15 protein-coding genes are annotated in these 17,210 nt (G+C 59.8%); 5 read left to right on the top strand and 10 right to left on the bottom strand.

Annotation, left to right across the window (positions count from 1 at the left end):
• Positions 1–45 precede the first annotated feature (45 nt).
• The 5 genes from AAC599_RS06845 to tdh all read right to left on the bottom strand — a co-directional run bounded on the left by AAC599_RS06845 (position 46) and on the right by tdh (position 6,557).
• A complete protein-coding gene (locus AAC599_RS06845; RefSeq protein ID WP_340149666.1) occupies positions 46–948 on the bottom strand; it encodes an EamA family transporter in 903 nt (300 codons plus the stop codon).
• 88 nt (positions 949–1,036) lie between these two features.
• Positions 1,037–2,503 carry a betaine-aldehyde dehydrogenase gene (gene betB, locus AAC599_RS06840; protein WP_340149665.1) on the bottom strand — a complete coding sequence of 489 codons (1,467 nt, stop codon included), beginning with the start codon at positions 2,501–2,503 and terminating at the stop codon, positions 1,037–1,039.
• A gap of 31 nt (positions 2,504–2,534) precedes the next feature.
• Positions 2,535–4,202, bottom strand: a complete 1,668-nt coding sequence (gene betA / locus AAC599_RS06835) for a choline dehydrogenase (protein WP_340149664.1) — start codon at positions 4,200–4,202, stop codon at positions 2,535–2,537.
• Positions 4,203–4,308: 106 nt separating this feature from the next.
• The gene (locus tag AAC599_RS06830; RefSeq protein ID WP_340149663.1) at positions 4,309–5,502 is read right to left on the bottom strand and encodes a glycine C-acetyltransferase; all 1,194 of its coding nucleotides are present in this window, start codon (positions 5,500–5,502) and stop codon (positions 4,309–4,311) included.
• Entirely contained in the window at positions 5,499–6,557 is a 1,059-nt protein-coding gene (tdh, locus tag AAC599_RS06825) for an L-threonine 3-dehydrogenase (protein ID WP_340149662.1), read from the bottom strand. Before tdh ends, AAC599_RS06830 begins: the two co-directional genes overlap by 4 nt.
• A gap of 88 nt (positions 6,558–6,645) precedes the next feature.
• Between tdh and AAC599_RS06820 the strand changes: the two genes are divergently transcribed.
• Together AAC599_RS06820 and AAC599_RS06815 are read left to right on the top strand one after the other, a co-directional pair.
• On the top strand, positions 6,646–7,221 hold the full coding sequence (locus AAC599_RS06820) for an XRE family transcriptional regulator (RefSeq protein ID WP_340149661.1): 576 nt from the start codon (positions 6,646–6,648) through the stop codon (positions 7,219–7,221).
• A 450-nt stretch (positions 7,222–7,671) separates the two neighbouring features.
• Positions 7,672–8,100 (top strand): hypothetical protein, encoded by a 429-nt coding sequence (locus tag AAC599_RS06815; protein WP_340149660.1) that lies wholly within the window; start codon positions 7,672–7,674, stop codon positions 8,098–8,100.
• A 68-nt stretch (positions 8,101–8,168) separates the two neighbouring features.
• Here AAC599_RS06815 and AAC599_RS06810 read toward each other — a convergent pair whose 3' ends face one another.
• The 3 genes from AAC599_RS06810 to AAC599_RS06800 form a co-directional block, all read right to left on the bottom strand.
• Complete coding sequence (locus tag AAC599_RS06810) at positions 8,169–9,443, bottom strand: glycerate kinase (protein WP_340149659.1); 1,275 nt, start codon at positions 9,441–9,443, stop codon at positions 8,169–8,171.
• Between the two features lie 65 nt (positions 9,444–9,508).
• A complete protein-coding gene (locus tag AAC599_RS06805) occupies positions 9,509–9,949 on the bottom strand; it encodes a GFA family protein (protein WP_340149658.1) in 441 nt (146 codons plus the stop codon).
• Positions 9,950–9,963: 14 nt separating this feature from the next.
• Entirely contained in the window at positions 9,964–11,991 is a 2,028-nt protein-coding gene (locus AAC599_RS06800; RefSeq protein WP_340149657.1) for a molybdopterin-dependent oxidoreductase, read from the bottom strand.
• A gap of 181 nt (positions 11,992–12,172) precedes the next feature.
• Between AAC599_RS06800 and AAC599_RS06795 the strand changes: the two genes are divergently transcribed.
• Both AAC599_RS06795 and AAC599_RS06790 read left to right on the top strand, forming a co-directional pair.
• The gene (locus AAC599_RS06795) at positions 12,173–13,003 is read left to right on the top strand and encodes an NAD(P)-dependent oxidoreductase (protein WP_340149656.1); all 831 of its coding nucleotides are present in this window, start codon (positions 12,173–12,175) and stop codon (positions 13,001–13,003) included.
• An 82-nt stretch (positions 13,004–13,085) separates the two neighbouring features.
• Positions 13,086–13,526 (top strand): ion channel, encoded by a 441-nt coding sequence (locus tag AAC599_RS06790; protein WP_340149655.1) that lies wholly within the window; start codon positions 13,086–13,088, stop codon positions 13,524–13,526.
• Positions 13,527–13,584: 58 nt separating this feature from the next.
• Here AAC599_RS06790 and AAC599_RS06785 read toward each other — a convergent pair whose 3' ends face one another.
• Positions 13,585–14,400 (bottom strand): mechanosensitive ion channel domain-containing protein, encoded by an 816-nt coding sequence (locus AAC599_RS06785; protein ID WP_340149654.1) that lies wholly within the window; start codon positions 14,398–14,400, stop codon positions 13,585–13,587.
• Between the two features lie 415 nt (positions 14,401–14,815).
• Here AAC599_RS06785 and AAC599_RS06780 point away from each other — a divergent pair, with 415 nt between their 5' ends.
• Positions 14,816–16,195: a DEAD/DEAH box helicase gene (locus AAC599_RS06780; RefSeq protein ID WP_340149653.1), complete on the top strand. Its 1,380-nt coding sequence runs from the start codon at positions 14,816–14,818 to the stop codon at positions 16,193–16,195.
• Positions 16,196–16,259: 64 nt separating this feature from the next.
• Here the strand turns inward: AAC599_RS06780 and AAC599_RS06775 are convergent, their stop codons facing one another.
• On the bottom strand, positions 16,260–17,210 hold the full coding sequence (locus AAC599_RS06775) for a DmsC/YnfH family molybdoenzyme membrane anchor subunit (protein ID WP_340149652.1): 951 nt from the start codon (positions 17,208–17,210) through the stop codon (positions 16,260–16,262).

Here is a 17,210-nt window from a genome sequence, read left to right as displayed (position 1 = left end):
GAAATGCGGTCAATTGTAAAAAAATCGTCATATTTTCGCAAAATTTCAGTCGAGAAGCAGTAGCAGGATACCAACGACGATAAGGAGAATGCCCGCCGCCTCGATCCTGTTGGTTCTCTCCTTGAAGAAGAAATAGGAGGCAATGAAGGTAAAAACGAGCTCGACCTGGCCAAGGGCGCGGACATAGGCGGCGTTCTGCAATGTCATCGCGGTGAACCAGCCGACGGAGCCCAGCATGCCGGTGAGGCCGACCCAGATGGCAACGCGCCAGTTGATGAGCACCTTGGTGATCTGGCCCGGTTCACGCAAGGGGAGATAGACACTCATCACCGCGGTCTGAAAGAAAAGGACGCAGACAAGGGTGAAGGCCGCCTGCATCAGCGCCCCCTCCCCGCCAAGCGACAGCGCCGCGCCGCGATACGCCACGGCGGAGACACCGAACAATGCGCCCGAGAGCAGGCCGAGGCCCGCCGCCTTGCTGGTCCAGCCCGAGAGGAAATCGCGCATCGTGAAGGCGCTTGACGACATGGAGATCAGCAGGATGCCGACAAAGCTGACGATAATGGCGAAAGTGGCGCCCATGCCCACATGCTCACCGAGGATGACAATCCCGAAAATGGCCGCCTGCACAGTCTCGGTTTTCGAATAGGTGGTGCCGACGGCAAAATTCTTCAGGCTGAACAGCGCAACCAACATGGCCGTCGCCAGTATCTGAGCAAGCCCGCCGATAACCGCGAAAGTCGCAAATTCCATATTCGGGTCCGGCACCACCAGATCGGTGAATTCCGCAATCCCGAGCACATAGAGCAGCGCAAACGGCGCGCCATAGAGGAAACGCACATAGGTCGCCCCGCCGGTGCTCAACCGGCTTTTCAGCGATTTTTGCAGGGCTGTGCGGACATTCTGAAAGAAGGCCGCGAAGATGGTGATCGGTATCCAGGCTTCCATTCGGGAACTACTCGACTAGCGGACGGGAGTTCCTTTTTTACCCGGAAGGCCCGGCCTGTCAATTCACCTTCGGCGAATGGCAGCCATGCTAATATCCGCAGTCGACGTCACCGAGTTCAACATAGACCGATTTCAGCTGCGTGAAATGATCAAGGGCGACGGCCGCGTTTTCTCGTCCGATGCCCGATTGCTTGTATCCGCCGAAAGGCACCCCGACCGGTGTCAGGTTATAGTTGTTGATCCAGCAGGTCCCGGCGCGGAGCTTTGCCACGACCCGGTGCGCGCGGGAAAGATTCTGGGTGAAAACCCCGGCGGCGAGGCCGAATTCCGTATCGTTGGCACGATTGATCACTTCCTCCTCATCACGGAAGGACATTACCGACATGACGGGACCGAAAATCTCCTCCCGGCAGATGCGCATGTCATCCTGGCAGGCCGTGAAAATCGCAGGCGAAATGAAGTTCCCTCTCTCGCATCCCTTGACGGTGACCTTCTCACCACCGCTCACCAGATAGGCCCCTTCCTCGATGCCGAGGCGGACATATTCCATCACCTTCTCGAAATGATCGGCGCTGATCAGGGAACCGACATGAGTGTCCGGATCCATCGGATCGCCGACGACCATGGCCTCGGTCCGGCTTTTCAGGATCGCGATAAAGGCATCATGGATATCCTCATGCACATAGACCCGCGTGCCGTTGGAACAGATTTCGCCCTGGGTGTAGAAATTGGCGTTCATCGCCGCCGACACCGCATTATGGATCTGGCTGTCGTCAAAGACGATCAGCGGCGACTTGCCGCCCAGCTCCATGGTGACATGCTTGACCGAGCCGGCCGCATCGGCCAGCACCTGGCGGCCCGTCGGCACGGACCCGGTGAAGGAAATCTTGTCGATCTCCGGATGGGAGGCGATGTAATGCCCCGTCTCCGCGCCGCCCTGAAGGACATTGAACACCCCTTTCGGCAATCCGGCTTCGGTCAGGATTTCCGCAAGCCGCACCGCATTCGTCGGGGTCAGTTCGGAGGGTTTGAAAATCATTGAATTTCCGGCCGCGAGCGCCGGGGCCGTCTTCCAGCAGGCAATCTGCAGCGGATAGTTCCACGCCCCGATCCCCGCACAGATACCGAGCGGTTCCCGGCGTGTGTAGGCAAAGGCTGTCTCGCCAAGATCATGATGGCCGCCCTTGATATCGGCGGCGAGCCCGCCAAAGAACTCAAACGCATCAGCGCCGCTGTCGACATCGGCCTCCGGCGCTTCCGCAATCGGTTTGCCGGTGTCCCTGACTTCAATCTCGGCGAGTGCCATCCGCCGCTCCCTGAGGATTGTGGCAGCCTTGCGGAGGATGCGCCCGCGTTCCTTGCCTGTCATCGCGGACCATTCGCGGAATCCGGCGCGGGCGGCAACAACGGTTTTCTCCACATCGCGCCGTCCGGCCTGCTCCACCTCGGACAGCTTCGCCCCCGTCGCCGGGTTGAAATTGGTGAAGCTTTTCCCGGAGATGGCCTTTGCGGCCTTGCCGTCGATATAAAGCGATACTTTTTTCGGTCTGCTCATTCTTGTTCCTCAAACTGGGCGAGTTTCGTTTTTACCGCTGGCTCGTCTGCCAATTCTCCGCCCGATATACAGGGGCGCTGCTTTTGGGAAGCGGCGCGACGCCCTTGATTAAATCCGCAATTTTCTCCGCCATCATGATGGTTGGCGCATTCAGGTTTCCGCTGACGATGTTCGGCATGATGGAACTGTCGACCACGCGGAGGTTTTCCACCCCGTGCACCCGGCCCGCATCATCCACCACCGCCAGGGCATCTGTGCCCATCTTGCAGGTGCAGCTCGGGTGATAGGCGGTCTCCACCGTCTCCCGCACGAAGGCGTCGATCTCGGCGTCGGTCTTCACCTCGGGTCCCGGCGCAAGTTCCACCCCGCGATAGGGATCGAACCCGCTTTGCGCAAAAATCTCCCGTGTGAGCTTCACCCCGTCGCGAAGCTCCCGCCGATCCTGCTCGGTTTCGCAATAGTTGGGTTGTAACATCGGCGCGTCGTCGATATTCCCGCTTTTCAGCGACATATACCCCCGACTGGTCGATCGCATCGGCCCGACATGCGCCTGATAGCCGTGGCGGTCCGTCGGGTTGCCGCCGTCATAGCGCACCGCCATGGGCAGGAAGTGATATTGCAGGTTCGGATGCTCGATGCCCGGCTCGCTCCGGATAAAGCCGCCAGCCTCGAAATGATTGCTGGCGCCGAGGCCTTTCTTGAACAGCATCCAGTCGAGCCCGACCTTCAGTTTCGCGAGCGGCGACATGACCTTATAGAGCGTGATCGGCTGCGTGCATTCCTGCTGCACATAAAGTTCCAGATGATCCTGAAGATTCTGCCCGACGCCCGGCAGGTCCGCCACGATCGGAATATCAAGCTGCCTCAAACTGTCCGCCGGGCCAATCCCGGAAATCATCAGTAGATGCGGGGAGTTGATGGCCCCGGCCGCCGAGATCACCTCCCGCGTGGCGAGAGCGGTCTGTTTCTGTCCATTGAGGACATATTCAACACCGGTGGCACGCGCCCCCTCGAAGGTGAGGCGCCGTGTCTTCGCGCCCGTCAGGATGGTGAGGTTGCCGCGCCCGCGCGCCGGATCGAGATAGGCAAGCGACGTGCTCCATCTGAGGCCCCGGTGCACGGTCATATCCATCCGGGCGACGCCTTCCTGCTGGTACCCGTTCATATCGTCCGACAAGGGATAGCCGGCCTGCTGCCCCGCCTCCATCCAGGCGTGATAAAGCGGATTATCGCACGGGCCGACGGAGACATGGAGCGGGCCGTTCCCGCCACGATAGTCATCGGTCCCGCGATCATATGTTTCCGCCTTTTTGAAATAGGGCAGGCAATCTGCGTAGGACCAGTTCTCCAGCCCCGGCAGCGCCGCCCAGCCGTCATAGTCGAACGCATGACCGCGCACATAGCACATCCCGTTGATCGCCGAGGAACCGCCAAGCGCCTTGCCCCGCGGCCAGTATATCTTGCGCCCGTTCAGATGTTCCTGCGGTTCGGTATAATACTGCCAGGCGAGGCTGGCCGAATGCATGGGGTAGCTCAAGGCCGAGGGCATGTGAATGCGCCAGTCCCACCACGGGGTCCGCGCCCCGGCTTCGAGCAGCAGGACGGACACCTCCCGCGCCTCGCTCAGGCGATTTGCCAGCACGGCCCCCGCCGATCCCGCGCCAATAATCACATAGTCATAGGCCTGTTTCGCCGTCATCCGTCTGTTCGGGTCCAGTCAGTGAATTAAAACGGGAGTATACAGCCTCCCCCTCGCCTTCCTGTTTAGAGGGCGACACCGACTAAAACAAGCTCGCCATCGGATTTTATGCGGAACCGGGGCTTTGCAGGCAATCTTTGAGGGCAACGACCGCCTCGTCCAGCTCGGCCTCCGTATGAGCAAAGGAGAGCTGAAAACGAAGCCGCGCCTCTCCCTCCGGCACAACGGGAAAGCCGAAACCCGTGACGAAGATGCCACGGTTGAGGAGTTCGCCTGCCAGCCGGATGGCAGTTGCGGTTTCCCCGACGATCACCGGCACAACGGCGCTGTCGCCGGGCAGCGGCTTGAGGTCGAGGTTATTGAGAAGAGCGCGGAATTTCACCGCCTTTTCCTGTAGCGCCGTGACGCGGTCCGGGTGTTTCTCCAGCAACTCAAGAGATTTCCGCCCCGCCGCCGCGACGCTGGCAGGCAGCGCATTGGAGAAGAGATGCGGCCGCGACTTCTGGATCAATGTTTCCGTGACTGCCTTTGGACCGGCAACGAAGCCGCCCGTGCCTGCGCCAAGCGCCTTGCCGAGGGTGCCGGTGAAAATATCAATCTTGTCCATAACGCCGAAATGTTCCGCCGTGCCATGGCCGGTCTTGCCCATGACGCCGAGACCGTGACTGTCATCCAGCACGATCAGCGCGTCGTATTTTTTTGCGAGCGCAACGATCTGATCGAGCGGGGCGATATCCCCTTCCATGGAGAAGACCCCATCCGTCACTATAAGACGGGACGGCGCGTCGGCATGGGCTTTCAGCTTCGCCTCCAGGTCGGACATATCGCTGTGTTTATAGACATCGCGGACGACATTTTTCGCCGTCGCGCGGATGCCGTCGATCAGGCTCGCATGATTAAGCTCGTCGGAGAGGATGACGTCACCGGCCCCGCATATTGCCGCAAACAACCCCGTATTCGCCGCCCAGCAGGAGGAATAGGTGAGCGCCGCCTCGGTTCCGTGAAAGCGCGCGAGATCGGCCTCCAGCGACTGATGCACATCCTGCGTCCCGCAGATAAAGCGCACCGACGCGGTGCTCGCCCCGTATTTGAGGAGAGCGTCCCGCGCCGCCTCGACGATCTCCGGGTGGTTGGCGAAACCGAGATAATCGTTGGAGGAAAGGAGAGTCACTTCCCCCTTCTCTGCCAGTTGGATGCGGTCGCCGATGGGCCCTTCGATGGTTTTCAGGCGCTTGTAGGTGCCCGCCTGATCGGCGGCGAAAAGCTCATCCGTCAGCCGTGAAAGAAGTGTATTGGTCATATGGGTAACCTTTGGTCTAACGTCTGAAAATCAAGGACAATCTTGCCGCAGGCGCCTTCATCCATCAACTCAAAGCCATGGGCGAAGTCCGTCGCCGGCAGGACATGGGTGATCACCTTGTCCATCAGGTCCGGGTTTTTCAGCATGAAGGCCTCGACCTGATACCAGGTCTCGTACATGCGCCGTCCGGTGATGCCGATCAGGCTGACCCCCTTCATCACCACCTTGGCGCCAAGGTCAAGCTCGACCAGTCCGGCGGGAATGCCAAGAAGCGCAACGACGGCCCCCGGCGCAGCGATATCGAGCGACGCATTGAGCGCCTTGCCGTTGCCGCTCACTTCCAGGATGACTTCCGGGCCATGGCCGCCGGTGAGCGCGAGAATCTCCTCGGACGCGCCGGGATCGCGCGGATTGATCACAAGATCAAGATCGAGGCTCCGGGCGATGGCGGCGCGGGCCTGGTTCGGCTCCTGCAGCGCCACGGTGCGGGCGCCATGGGCCTTGGCAATCGCCGCCGCGAAAAGCCCGATGGGGCCACCGCCGACAATCAGCACATTCTTCGCCGTTACTTTCGCGGTCGCGACCATATGCATGGCATTGCCAACCGGATCGAACACGGCGGCATGTTTGTCGGGGATAGCGTCCGGCACCCGCCAGAGATTGCTCGCCGGGACTTCCACCTGTTCGGCGAAGGCGCCGGGGCGGTCGACGCCGATAATGCTCGTCTTCTCGCAGATATGGGCGTTGCCCGTGCGGCAGAAATGGCATTCCCCGCAGGCGATATGACATTCGGCGGAGACCCGGTCGCCGATGCTATAGCCGGTGACGCCCTCGCCGATGGCGGAGATTCGCCCGACGAATTCATGTCCGATGGTCATCGGCGTCTTGATGCGCCCGGCGGACCAGGCATCCCAGCTATAGATATGATAGTCGGTCCCGCAGATCCCGGCAGCGATCACGTCCACCATGACCATGCCGCGCGCCGGTTCGCTTAAGGTTTCTTTGAACGCGGACCAGATGCCGCGGGCGGCTTCGGTTTTGGCTATTGTGAACATGGGACACCTATGTGTTGTGCGTTGGAATAAAATCCGTTATATTGTATTTCGTAAAATATATTGGATTTAATTCCTGTCAATCGGAAAAATGTCGGATCGCCTGAATAATCCCCCCGCCGTGGGGCAAACCATAAACCGCCTCCGCAAGGAGAAACATCTCACGCTCGATCAGCTGGCGGCTGTCTGTGGCGTGTCGAAGTCCATGCTGTCCCAGATAGAGCGTAATGAGACAAACCCAACCCTTGCCACTGTCTGGCGGCTGGCGGAGGCGCTGGGCGAGACCATCGATGATATCGTGCGCGGAGAGGAACCCGGCCACAGCCTGACCGTGGTCAGCGGTGCCTCCGTCCCGGTCCTGAATGACACCAAGGGGCAATACAGCCTCAAAGTCCTGGGGCCGGCCAGTCTCGTCAATGATATGGAATGGTATGAGCTGACCATGAAGCCCGGCGGCAAGATGACCTCAAATCCGCATACCTCCCGGACGACCGAGCATCTGACGGTTTTTGCCGGGGAACTGACGGTCCAGGCGGGAATCGAGACGGAAATGGTGCGGCCCGGCGAGACGGCCCGCTACGCCGCCGATCAACCGCATGAGATCAGGAACGCGACGGACGCCGAAGCCCGCGCCCTGCTCGTCGTGCTGATGGGCAAGCAGATCTAGACGGCGCCCGCGCCCTCATCTTCATGCTGGCCGACGTCGCGGTGGCGGGCACCATGCTGCATACCATTATTGTTGCAATTCTCTGTTTGCGGGCACCACCGTCATACAGGCAACCAAAATCCGGCCCCAACTCAAACGATGACGGCGCGACCGCTCTGCCAGCGACGCGGAAAACCGGCAGTGCCGGATCAGGATGGTTCAGATTTGAGCTCCAAACCGCCGGTATTTATGCGTTAAAGAGACCGCTGATGAAACCGGGAGAGCAAAATACTTGATCGGCTAATAAAATCCGTCTAGCTTGAGCTCGCTCTGCAGGCCACTTGTGGAATGCTGGTAGATTCCGACATTGTGAGCCTTTTGGGGCGTCATGAGGTTATCTCTAGCAGGAGGCTACCTCAACCGTAAGTTACTCCAATTCTGTTGTTCAATTTAGACGAGGAGACCTTGATCATGCGCCTGTACCCCCGCTTGGCCGCGCTCGCCATCACCGCCGCCCTGATCCTGCCGGTCCCACCGCTCGCGGCGCAGGAGGCGTTCCCCGATCTTCGCGGCGCCTGGTCGGGCACCGGCTGGGGTGCGGTGTCGGGCCAGCTCCAGCATGTCAACCCGACGGCCGGCCCGGAGATTCGGAATCCGACCGTTCTATGGACGCTGACCATCACGAAACAGGACGGCGGCGGGCTGATCGGCACATGGAGCTCGCCCTCACGCAGCGAGACCCTCATCGGCGCCGTCAGGGCCAACCGGGAAAGCGTCGTGTTCGTCGACGAGGACAGCTATTTCAGTGGGACGCTCCTGTCGGATACCGAGATGGAGCTCTGCCTGCAGGAGACCGGCAAATCGATGGTGGCCGTCTGTTTCGTCCTGCGCCGGCAGTAGAGCGCGGCGGGCTTCGGCGCGGGTTACTATTAAGCCCGGACAGAATCACTCGGCTGTTTCATGATATCTTACAGAATCAGGATGGCGCGGAAGTCATTGACATTGGTGCGGGTCGGTCCCGTCTTGATCAGATCACCAATGGCATCGAACAGGCTGTAGCTGTCATGCCGCACGAGATAGCCCTTGGCGTCCAGACCCGCCCCGGCGGCGCGTTTCAGCGTGTCCGGCGTGATAATCGCGCCCGCATTATCCTCGGTTCCGTCGATACCGTCGGTGTCGCAGGCAAGCGCATAGACATCCGCCAGGCCGTCCAGATGCACCGCGAGGGCGAGCAGGAATTCCGCATTGCGCCCGCCGCGCCCGGTTTCGCCGCCCCCGCTCCTGACCGTCACGGTCGTCTCTCCGCCCGAGATCAGGACACAGGGCTTCGCCGCAGGCTGATCATGGAATTTCACCTGCCGGGCAATGGCCGCCATGACAGCGGCGACATCCTTCGCCTCCCCTTCGATTGTGTCGCCGAGGATGACCGGCGTGATGCTGTTCGACGCGGCAATATCGGCGGCGGCGGCGAGCGACATCTGCGGCGTTGCGATCATCCTGCTGACGGCGGCGGCGAACACCGGATGCGACGGTGAGGGCGATTCCGAGGCGTCGCTGTCAAGATACGCGTCGATGGAGGGCGGGATTTCGATCCCATATTTCTCCAGCACCGCGCGGGCATCGCGGGAGGTTGTCGCATCGGGCACGGTCGGTCCCGACGCAATCACCGCCGGATCATCGCCCGGCACGTCGGAGATCATGAGGGTGACGACTCTTGCCGGATGGGCGGCAACGGCCAGCCGCCCGCCCTTGATGGCGGAGAGATGCTTTCTAAGAGTATTCATCTCGGTGATGTTGGCACCGGAGGCCAGCAGGGCCTTGGTGATCGCCTTTTTCTCATCCAGCGTAATGCCCTCTCCGGGCTTTGCGAGCAGCGAGGAGCCTCCGCCGGAAATCAGGCAGAGCACCAGATCATCCTCTGAGAGACCGTTCAGCAGCGCGAGGATATCATCGGCGGCCTTCGCGCCTTCCGCATCGGGCACCGGATGCCCCGCCTCGACCACTCTGATCTTATCCAGAGGCAGGCCATGTTCATAGCGGGTGATGACGAGCCCCTCAAGCGGTCCGTCCCAGTGATCCTCGACCGCCTTTGCCATGGCCGCCGCGGCCTTGCCTGCGCCGATGACGATGGTCCGGCCCTTGGGCGGGGGCGGCAGGAAACCCGCCAGCGTCGACAGCGGATCGGCGGCACCGACCGCCGCCTTGAACAGGTTGTCCAGAAAATCCTTGGGCTCTTGTCGCAACTCATTCTCCCCGAAAAAACAGCTTCCTGTTTAACGGAAAGTCGGCGCGGGCCCCAAGCAAAATCTCAGCCCGGCTCGAGAATGTCGTCGGGATGGCGCTGCCCAAGGCGCTGCGGCAATCCATCGGTAATCTCGTAATAATCACCGGCAAATTCCGTGAAAATATGCATGGCCGTCGTCAGCTTCGTCGGCTCGTCCAGCGATCCCGGCGCGATCCCCATATTGCCGCCGGACTTGTAGGTCCAGAAGATGCTGGAGCCGCATTTGTTGCAGAAGCCGCGCTTCGCCTCGTCCGAACTTTCATACCAGGTCAGCGTGTCATCCGCCGTAAACTCGAGATTCTCCGGCAGGCTCACGGTAAAGCCATTGAGATAACCCGCCGTCTGCCGGCATTGCTTGCAATGGCAGACGACCACAGGGCGCAACCGCTGATATATCTTGAACCTGATTCCGCCGCACAGACAGCCGCCCTCGGCTTCGGGCGTCTCATTCTCCCGGTTACTCATCTTTCCTCCTCGGATCAGGCGGCAACCACCTCGACCCGGCAATCATTGAAACAGGCGCCCTCGGACAGGTCCGCCTTGGTGGTGGGCGCAAGCGCCGAGACTGTCTGGTTGTTCGTTGTTGTCTTGAACCAGGAGCCCTTGGGCGAATATAGCACACCGGGGCGCACATTTTCAGTGATTTTAAGCGGCAGGAAAACCTCGCCGAGATCGTTATAGATGCGGACCCGTACCCCGTCCTCAAGGCCGCGCGCGGCGGCATCCACGGGGTGCATTTCAAGATCGGGCACATCGTCATTCGCCTTCACCCCGCCAAAGGTGGAGGTGATCATCTTGTTCGAGGACGGCGTGACGAGGGAAAGCGGCAGACTGTCCGCAACCGGATGATATGTTGGCACCTCCTGCCCGAACTTGTCCCGAAGATAGGCGGATTTAAGCTCGATCCTGCCCGACGGGGTTGCCGGTGTCGCGTTCAGGAACAGGATGGTATCCTCCCCGCCCCGCTCCATGGAGAGCGCCGTTCCGATCGGAATTTCGCTGGCCCGGTGGCCCTTGAGGCGCGGATCGCTGCCATCGATGGCATCGTCCATCAGATCCTTGTCACTGGCCTTGAAAATATCCTCGTTAAAGCCGAAACGGGCGGCAAGACGGCGGAAAATCTCCGTATTGGGCAGCGATTCGCCGACCGGCGCGATCACCGGCTCCGCCCGCTGCAGATAGGGCTGGCCATAGGCGCAGAAGATATCGTCATGCTCGAAATGGGTGGCGGCGGGCAGGATGATATCGCAATATTTCATGCTGTCCGTCATCGCGACATCGCAGCCGACGGTGAAGATATCCTTCCGCTCAAGCCCCTGGCGCGTCACATTCTGATCCGGCGAGACAACGATCGGGTTGTGGTTATAGATAAACAGGCCCTTCAGCGGGATATCGAGATCATCCTCTACCAGATGCCGCCCGATATCGACGATATTGAGGGTCCGGGTGCCCTCCGGCACGAGGTCCGGCCGCTGCAGCTTGGCCGGAGTTTTCGGGAACAGGTTCCCGGCGCCGCCGACGATGCCGCCGCCCGCCACGCCGAACTTCCCGGCTAGGGCGGGGAGAGCGAAAATGGCCCGGATACCGTTGCCGCCGTTCTGATTGCGTTCAAGCCCGTTGCCGACGGAAATCGCCGCCGGGCTGGTGTCCTTGTAAAGCCTTGCAAAGGCGCGAATATCCGCAACCGATACCCCGCAAAGATCGGAAGATTCCTCGATAGTGAACTTCCGGGCTTCCGCCAAGAATTCTTCCGCCCCCTCGACATGCGCATCGATGAAGGCCGGATCGAACCCGCCGATCTTCTCCAGCTCAACCGCGATGGCCCAGGCGAGGATCAGGTCCATGCCCGGCTTGACGGGAAGATACATATCCGCCTGCTCGGCTATCTTGATGCGTTTCGGATCGACAACGACGAGCTTTGCGCCCTCCGCCTTTGCCTTCTTGATGATCGGTGCGAGATGGAGGTTGCAATAGGTGACATTGTTGCCCCAGACGACGATCAGCTTGGAATTGGCGCATTGTTCGGGCTGCATTGCGCCCGCGGCGCCGAAGGTGCCCATAAAGGCCTCCGATTTCACGCCGCCGCACATCGCCCGCCGGAACAGGAGTGTTGCGCCCAGCCGGTGGAAGAACCTAAGGTCCATCGACCCCATCGCCAGCAGGCCATGCGGCCCGGCATAGTTATAGGGCATGATCGCCTGCGGCCCATGTTCCTCGATAATTGCCGAGAAGCGTTCATGGATGGTATCGAGCGCCTCGTCCCAGGAAATCCGCGCGAACTCCTCCCCGCCTTTCGGCCCGACGCGCTTCATCGGATGGCGCAGGCGGTTCTTGCCATGGACGAAGTCGGGGTAATACCGCGCGACCTTGTTGCAGACAACGCCATTGGTCAGCGGATTGGCCGTGGAGCCGCGCACTTTTGAAACCTGGCCATCCTCCACCGTAACGGTAAGGCTGCAGGTATCGGGGCAGTCGAGCGGGCAGACGCTGGCAAGTTCAACAGACATGACATTATCCTCTTATAAAAAGGGCGAAATAATCTGAGTATATATTCATGCAAAATTGGTTTGTTTAAAAGGGCCGGTTTTATCTAATTATAGGGTCCAATTAGCCCATTTCCCCGTCAAACTGAAAGATGACGCCGCGCGCGAAAATGAGGTATAGTTAATAAAACAGAGGGAGGGTGGCATGACATTACCGGCAATCGGTGTGGCAGGTTGCGGCTCAATGGGCCTGCCGATGGCGCAGCAGTTACAGGGCGCCGGATTTGAAGTATTCGGATATGACGTCCGGCCAGCGGAGGATTTCGGCTCTTTCGCAGGAAAAATGCAGGAGAGCGCCGCCGCCCTCGCCGCCCGCTGCCCCATCATTATTTCCGTGGTGCGAGACTGGCACCAGACGGAGGAACTCTGTCTCGGCGAGAATGGTCTTTTCACAGGCAAGGCAAATCCGGAAATTCTCATCATCTCCTCCACCCTGTCGCCGAAGCAGATTAACCGCCTGCGGGAAATGATCCCTGAGGAAACGATCCTGATCGATGCGCCCATGTCCGGCGCGCCCTATGGCGCCGAGACGGGCACCCTCACCTTCATGGTCGGCGGGGATGCTGAGGCGGTGCAGAAGCTGATGCCCGCCTTCAGGGTCATGGGCAATGAAATCAATCATCTCGGCGCTCTTGGCGCGGGCATGACCTGCAAGGTGCTCAACAACATGCTGGCCGCAACCTCCGTCATTGCCGTGCGGGAGGTGGTGAAGGCGGCCAAAGCCCTCGATTTCCCGCCCGACAAACTGCTGGAGGTTGCCAGCAGCAGCTCCGGCGCCACCTGGTTCGGCGATAATATGGAGAAAATCTCCTGGGCGAAGGAAGGCTACTCCATCATCAATACCATCGGCATTCTGGAAAAGGACGTGAATTCCCTGCTCGATGCGACGGGGGATTTCCCCGAACTCCGGGTCAATGAACTCGGCCGCGCGGTCATCGGGGAGCTTCGCAACCTGACACCGGTCACGGACGACTGAGCCCTTCATCCATCCCTTTTATTCGCCGTCTCCCGTGCTATTCTGGAGACCGCAAACGCATATCTGCCAGAGGAGAATACATATGCTCATCCAGCTGCTGGTTGGAACGGGACTCATCATCGCCTGCGTGATCAATCACGCGGTCTGCCTGGAGTTGCTGCTCCGTCGCCTGAAGGCGATCGGGCCACGGTGGGACCGGCGGCTGCCGACCTACGGGCATATCGTCATCATGATCATCGTCGTGCTCGGCCTGTTCGCAGCGCATACGATCGAGGCCTGGCTCTGGGCGCTGTTTTATTGGGGGAGCGGCGAGCTTTCGGGCCTGCCCCAAGCGCTCTATTTCTCCACCGTGACCTTCACGACGCTGGGCTACGGCGATGTCATCCTGTCGGAGAAATGGAGTCTTACGGCCTCGTTGCAGGCGGTGAGCGGCATTATCCTGTTCGGCTGGAGCACGGCATTCCTGATCAACATCCGCGCCTTCTTCTGGAATAAATACGGCATCGATCATTATCAGGGATAACGGAATGCGGGGAATCGGGATGCCGCGCCGACCATAAAGACCGGCGCGCGCGAATTTATCAGTCTTCGGTGAGCATATGCACCGTGCGCTGCGGATAGGGAATGGAGATTCCTTCCTTGTCGAACGTCTGCTTGATCGCCTTGGTCAGTGCGAATTTCAGCGGGAAGTAATTACCGTTGTCGCACCAGACGCGGACCGTGAAATTCACGGAACTGTCGGCAAGCTCGATCACCTCGATCACATGGGCCGGTTCCTTGTGGGACCGCTCGTCCGCCTTGATCAGGCGATCAATGATGTCACGCGCCTTGTCGATATCATCCTCATAGGCAATGCCGATCACCAGATCCATGCGCCGTGTCGGATGGAAGCTGTAATTGCGGATGGCGCTGCCCCAGACCTGACCATTGGGGATAAGCACCTGGATGTTATCGACCGTCGCCAACTCCGTGGTGAAGAGGGTGATATTCTTGACCGTGCCGCCATGGCCACCCGCCTCGACATAGTTGCCGACCCGCATCGGGCGGAAGATCAGCAGCATCACGCCGCCTGCGACATTGCTGAGCGTGCCCTGCAGGGCGAGACCGATGGCAAGGCCCGCGGCACCGAGAACGGCAATCAGGCTGGCGGTCTGTACGCCGAACTGCGCCAGCACCAGCAGCAGGGTGATCGCGAGAATGGCAAAACGGGCGAAGTTACTAAGAAACTGGCTGACCGTCGGATCAATGCCCCGCTTGTCCATGACTTTCTGAAGAACCTTCGGCACCTGCTTGGAGATGATGTTGCCGATGATCAGAATGATGATCGCGCCGATCACATCAAGACCATATTCGGTGGCGATCAGGACGATCTCGTCCGCGACTGTTTCTATATCCATATTACCCTCTTTGCCGCTGAAAACTCATCTGCGGCGTAAAAAAACTGGTTAACCGGCCCCTATACTAGGAAACCGGGGGCGGCTTGAAAAGGAGGAAAAGCAAAGACTTTTCCGGGCACGGCTTGTTAACCAATATTCGCATATTCCCTTGACATTGACGCCATTGGCGCGCATATGTGCGCTGCACAATACCTGTATGGTATTTGCATTCGGTGCCAGCGGCATGACGCTGCTGAAACCAACATCGGGTATATGAACAGTATTTCCACAGCGCTTCGGCGCTGCTGACAGCCGGTCCCTCGCAAGTGCCCCGGCGTTAAGGTCAAGGAGACGCGGTTCTCACCTTATTTGGCCTTAACTGTTGCCCCGCACCAGGCGGCGACATTGTATTTGTTTTGTGAGGACTATTAGAAGAATGACCGAATTTACAGAGCTCAACCTGGTTGGGCCGCTCCTGCGTGCGATCGAAAAACAGGGCTTTTCCGAGCCGACGCAAATCCAGTCCCGGGCGATCCCGGCGCTGATGGACGGTGCCGATCTGATGGGCGTAGCCGAAACCGGCGGCGGCAAGACCGCGGCCTTCGTGCTGCCGCTGCTGCAGCGGCTTCAGCATGAACGGCGCAAGCCGAAACCGAACAAGCCGACCGCCGTCATCCTCGCGCCAACGCGCGAGCTGGCGATGCAGATCGGCCTTTGTATCCGTGTATTCACGCGCGGCATGAAGCTGTTCCACACGGTTGTCTATGGCGGCGCGCCCTATGGCCCGCAGCTGCAGCAGCTCTCGCGCGGGGTCGATATTCTTGTGGCAACGCCCGGCCGCCTGCTCGATCATATGAAGCGGGGCACGGTCCAGCTCGACAATGTGGAAACCATCATTCTCGATGAGGCCGACCGCATGCTCGACATGGGCTTTATCGAGGATGTCACCTTTATTACCGACAAGCTCCCGGAAGAGCATCAGACCGTCATGTTCTCCGCGACCATGAGTCCGGCGATCCGTAAGTTGTCAGAGAAACTGCTGACAAACCCGGAATTTGTCGAGATCGCGCGCAAGACGGCCGTTGCCGAAGGCGTCGATCATTCCGTCCTGATGGTGCGCGGGCATGACAAGAAAGACCTGCTCATGCATCTGCTGGCGGATCAGGAGAAAGAGCGCGTCATCGTTTTCGTGCGCACGAAAGCCACCGCCGATACGCTTGCCAGCGAGATCGAAACGGCGGTCGAGGGCATCAAGGCCTCCGCCATTCATGGCGACCTCAACCAGCGGGCCCGGGAACGGACGCTCCGTTCTTTCAAGAATGGCCGCTTTTCCGTGCTGGTCGCCACCGACGTCGCCGCCCGCGGCATCGATGTGAACGGCATTACCCATGTCATCAACTACGACCTGCCGATGGAAGCAGAAAACTACATCCATCGCGTCGGCCGTACCGGGCGCGCCGGGGCCACCGGCATCGCCATCTCGATTTGTGAACCGCGCGAACGTAATTTGCTTCGGAACATAGAACAGATCATCAAGCAAAAGGTCCGTATAGATGAAGATCACCCCTTCCCCGCTCCTGCGTCCAAGCCAGAACAGAAGAAGCATCGTCCGGGACGAAAGGGACGTCCGGCTCGCACTCAGGATGACAAAAGACCAGCGGCTGATGTTAAACCATTTCGCAAACGTCCGAAGAATACCGTCAGTAAGAATAAAGGTAAGCCGGGATTTAAGTCTCGCAAGTCCGCGAACCCGGCTGCAAATGCGCAGAATAAACGTCCAGATGCTCGCAAGCAGAAATTTAAGCGGGCTGGCTGATTACCCCTTTCAGTAACGGGTATTAAGAACCAGAGGGAGGCCGACGCAAGTCCGCCTCCCTTTTTTATGCGTGGGAAGCGCCGTAATAGAGGCCGACCGTATGGCGGGCCTCCGCAAAGAAGAGCCAGCGCTCGGTCACGATCCCGATTGCCATTGCGATCACCGCAAGAAGCGAGGCGGCAATCAGACCGATGCCGCCGACATAAAGCCCGATGATAATCAGCACGATCGGCAGGATGAAGCCCGCGCCAAGCGCGATCTTCCGAAGCACCGACGCATGCTTGCGCGCGATCCGGAATCCCATTTCCTTCATCAGATAATTGGCCTCCGTATGCGGCGCCTCGAACAGCTTGACGCTGCCGAACTCGCCAAGGCCCGTCGCGCTTTCCGGCGTGGAAATACTTTTGGTGGTGTCGAGAAAACGCCAGTAGGCGATCTTCCAGATCAGGGCCGCCACAAGCGCCACGACCGCCAGCAGCACGATGAGGGTCGCCGCATAACCAAAGGCGGCGAGCAAACCGTTCAGCAGGACCGAGCCGGTCATCAGGGCGAGCAGAAGATAGCCCATCGGCACATAGCCGTTAGCCCAGGCGTGAACCGGTTTCAGGCTGGCATAGATCATGGCCGTGCAATAGACGGTGGCGATACAGGCAAGAATGCCGATCCCCCCGACAAGCGCCATCACCCCCGGCAGGAGATCCGGAAAGAACAAGTGATGCAGCCCGTAAAGCCCGGTCGGCAGGAAGGTGAAAATGGCCATCACCCCTTCGCGGCTGAGCCAGGACGAGCGCCACTGGGTGAGCGCGCGCCAAGCCCGCTCCGGATGACCAAGGTGAAAGGTCGAAGACAGCAGCCCGGCCGTGATCAGGACATAGCTGAGGGCATAACCGGCGAAGGCCAGCCAGAAATCCGCCGGGAACAGGCCGCCAATGGTCGCGGCGATAAGAAGGGCGAGCAGGCCGTATCCGGCGCCCGAGGCGGTGGTGAAAAATATAACGGATTTCGCTGGATGCAT

Source organism: uncultured Sneathiella sp. (genome assembly GCF_963976355.1).
Taxonomy (GTDB): Bacteria; Pseudomonadota; Alphaproteobacteria; order Sneathiellales; family Sneathiellaceae; genus Sneathiella.
Note: the sequence above shows the minus strand (reverse complement) of the source record. Positions and strands in the feature narration are given on the sequence as shown.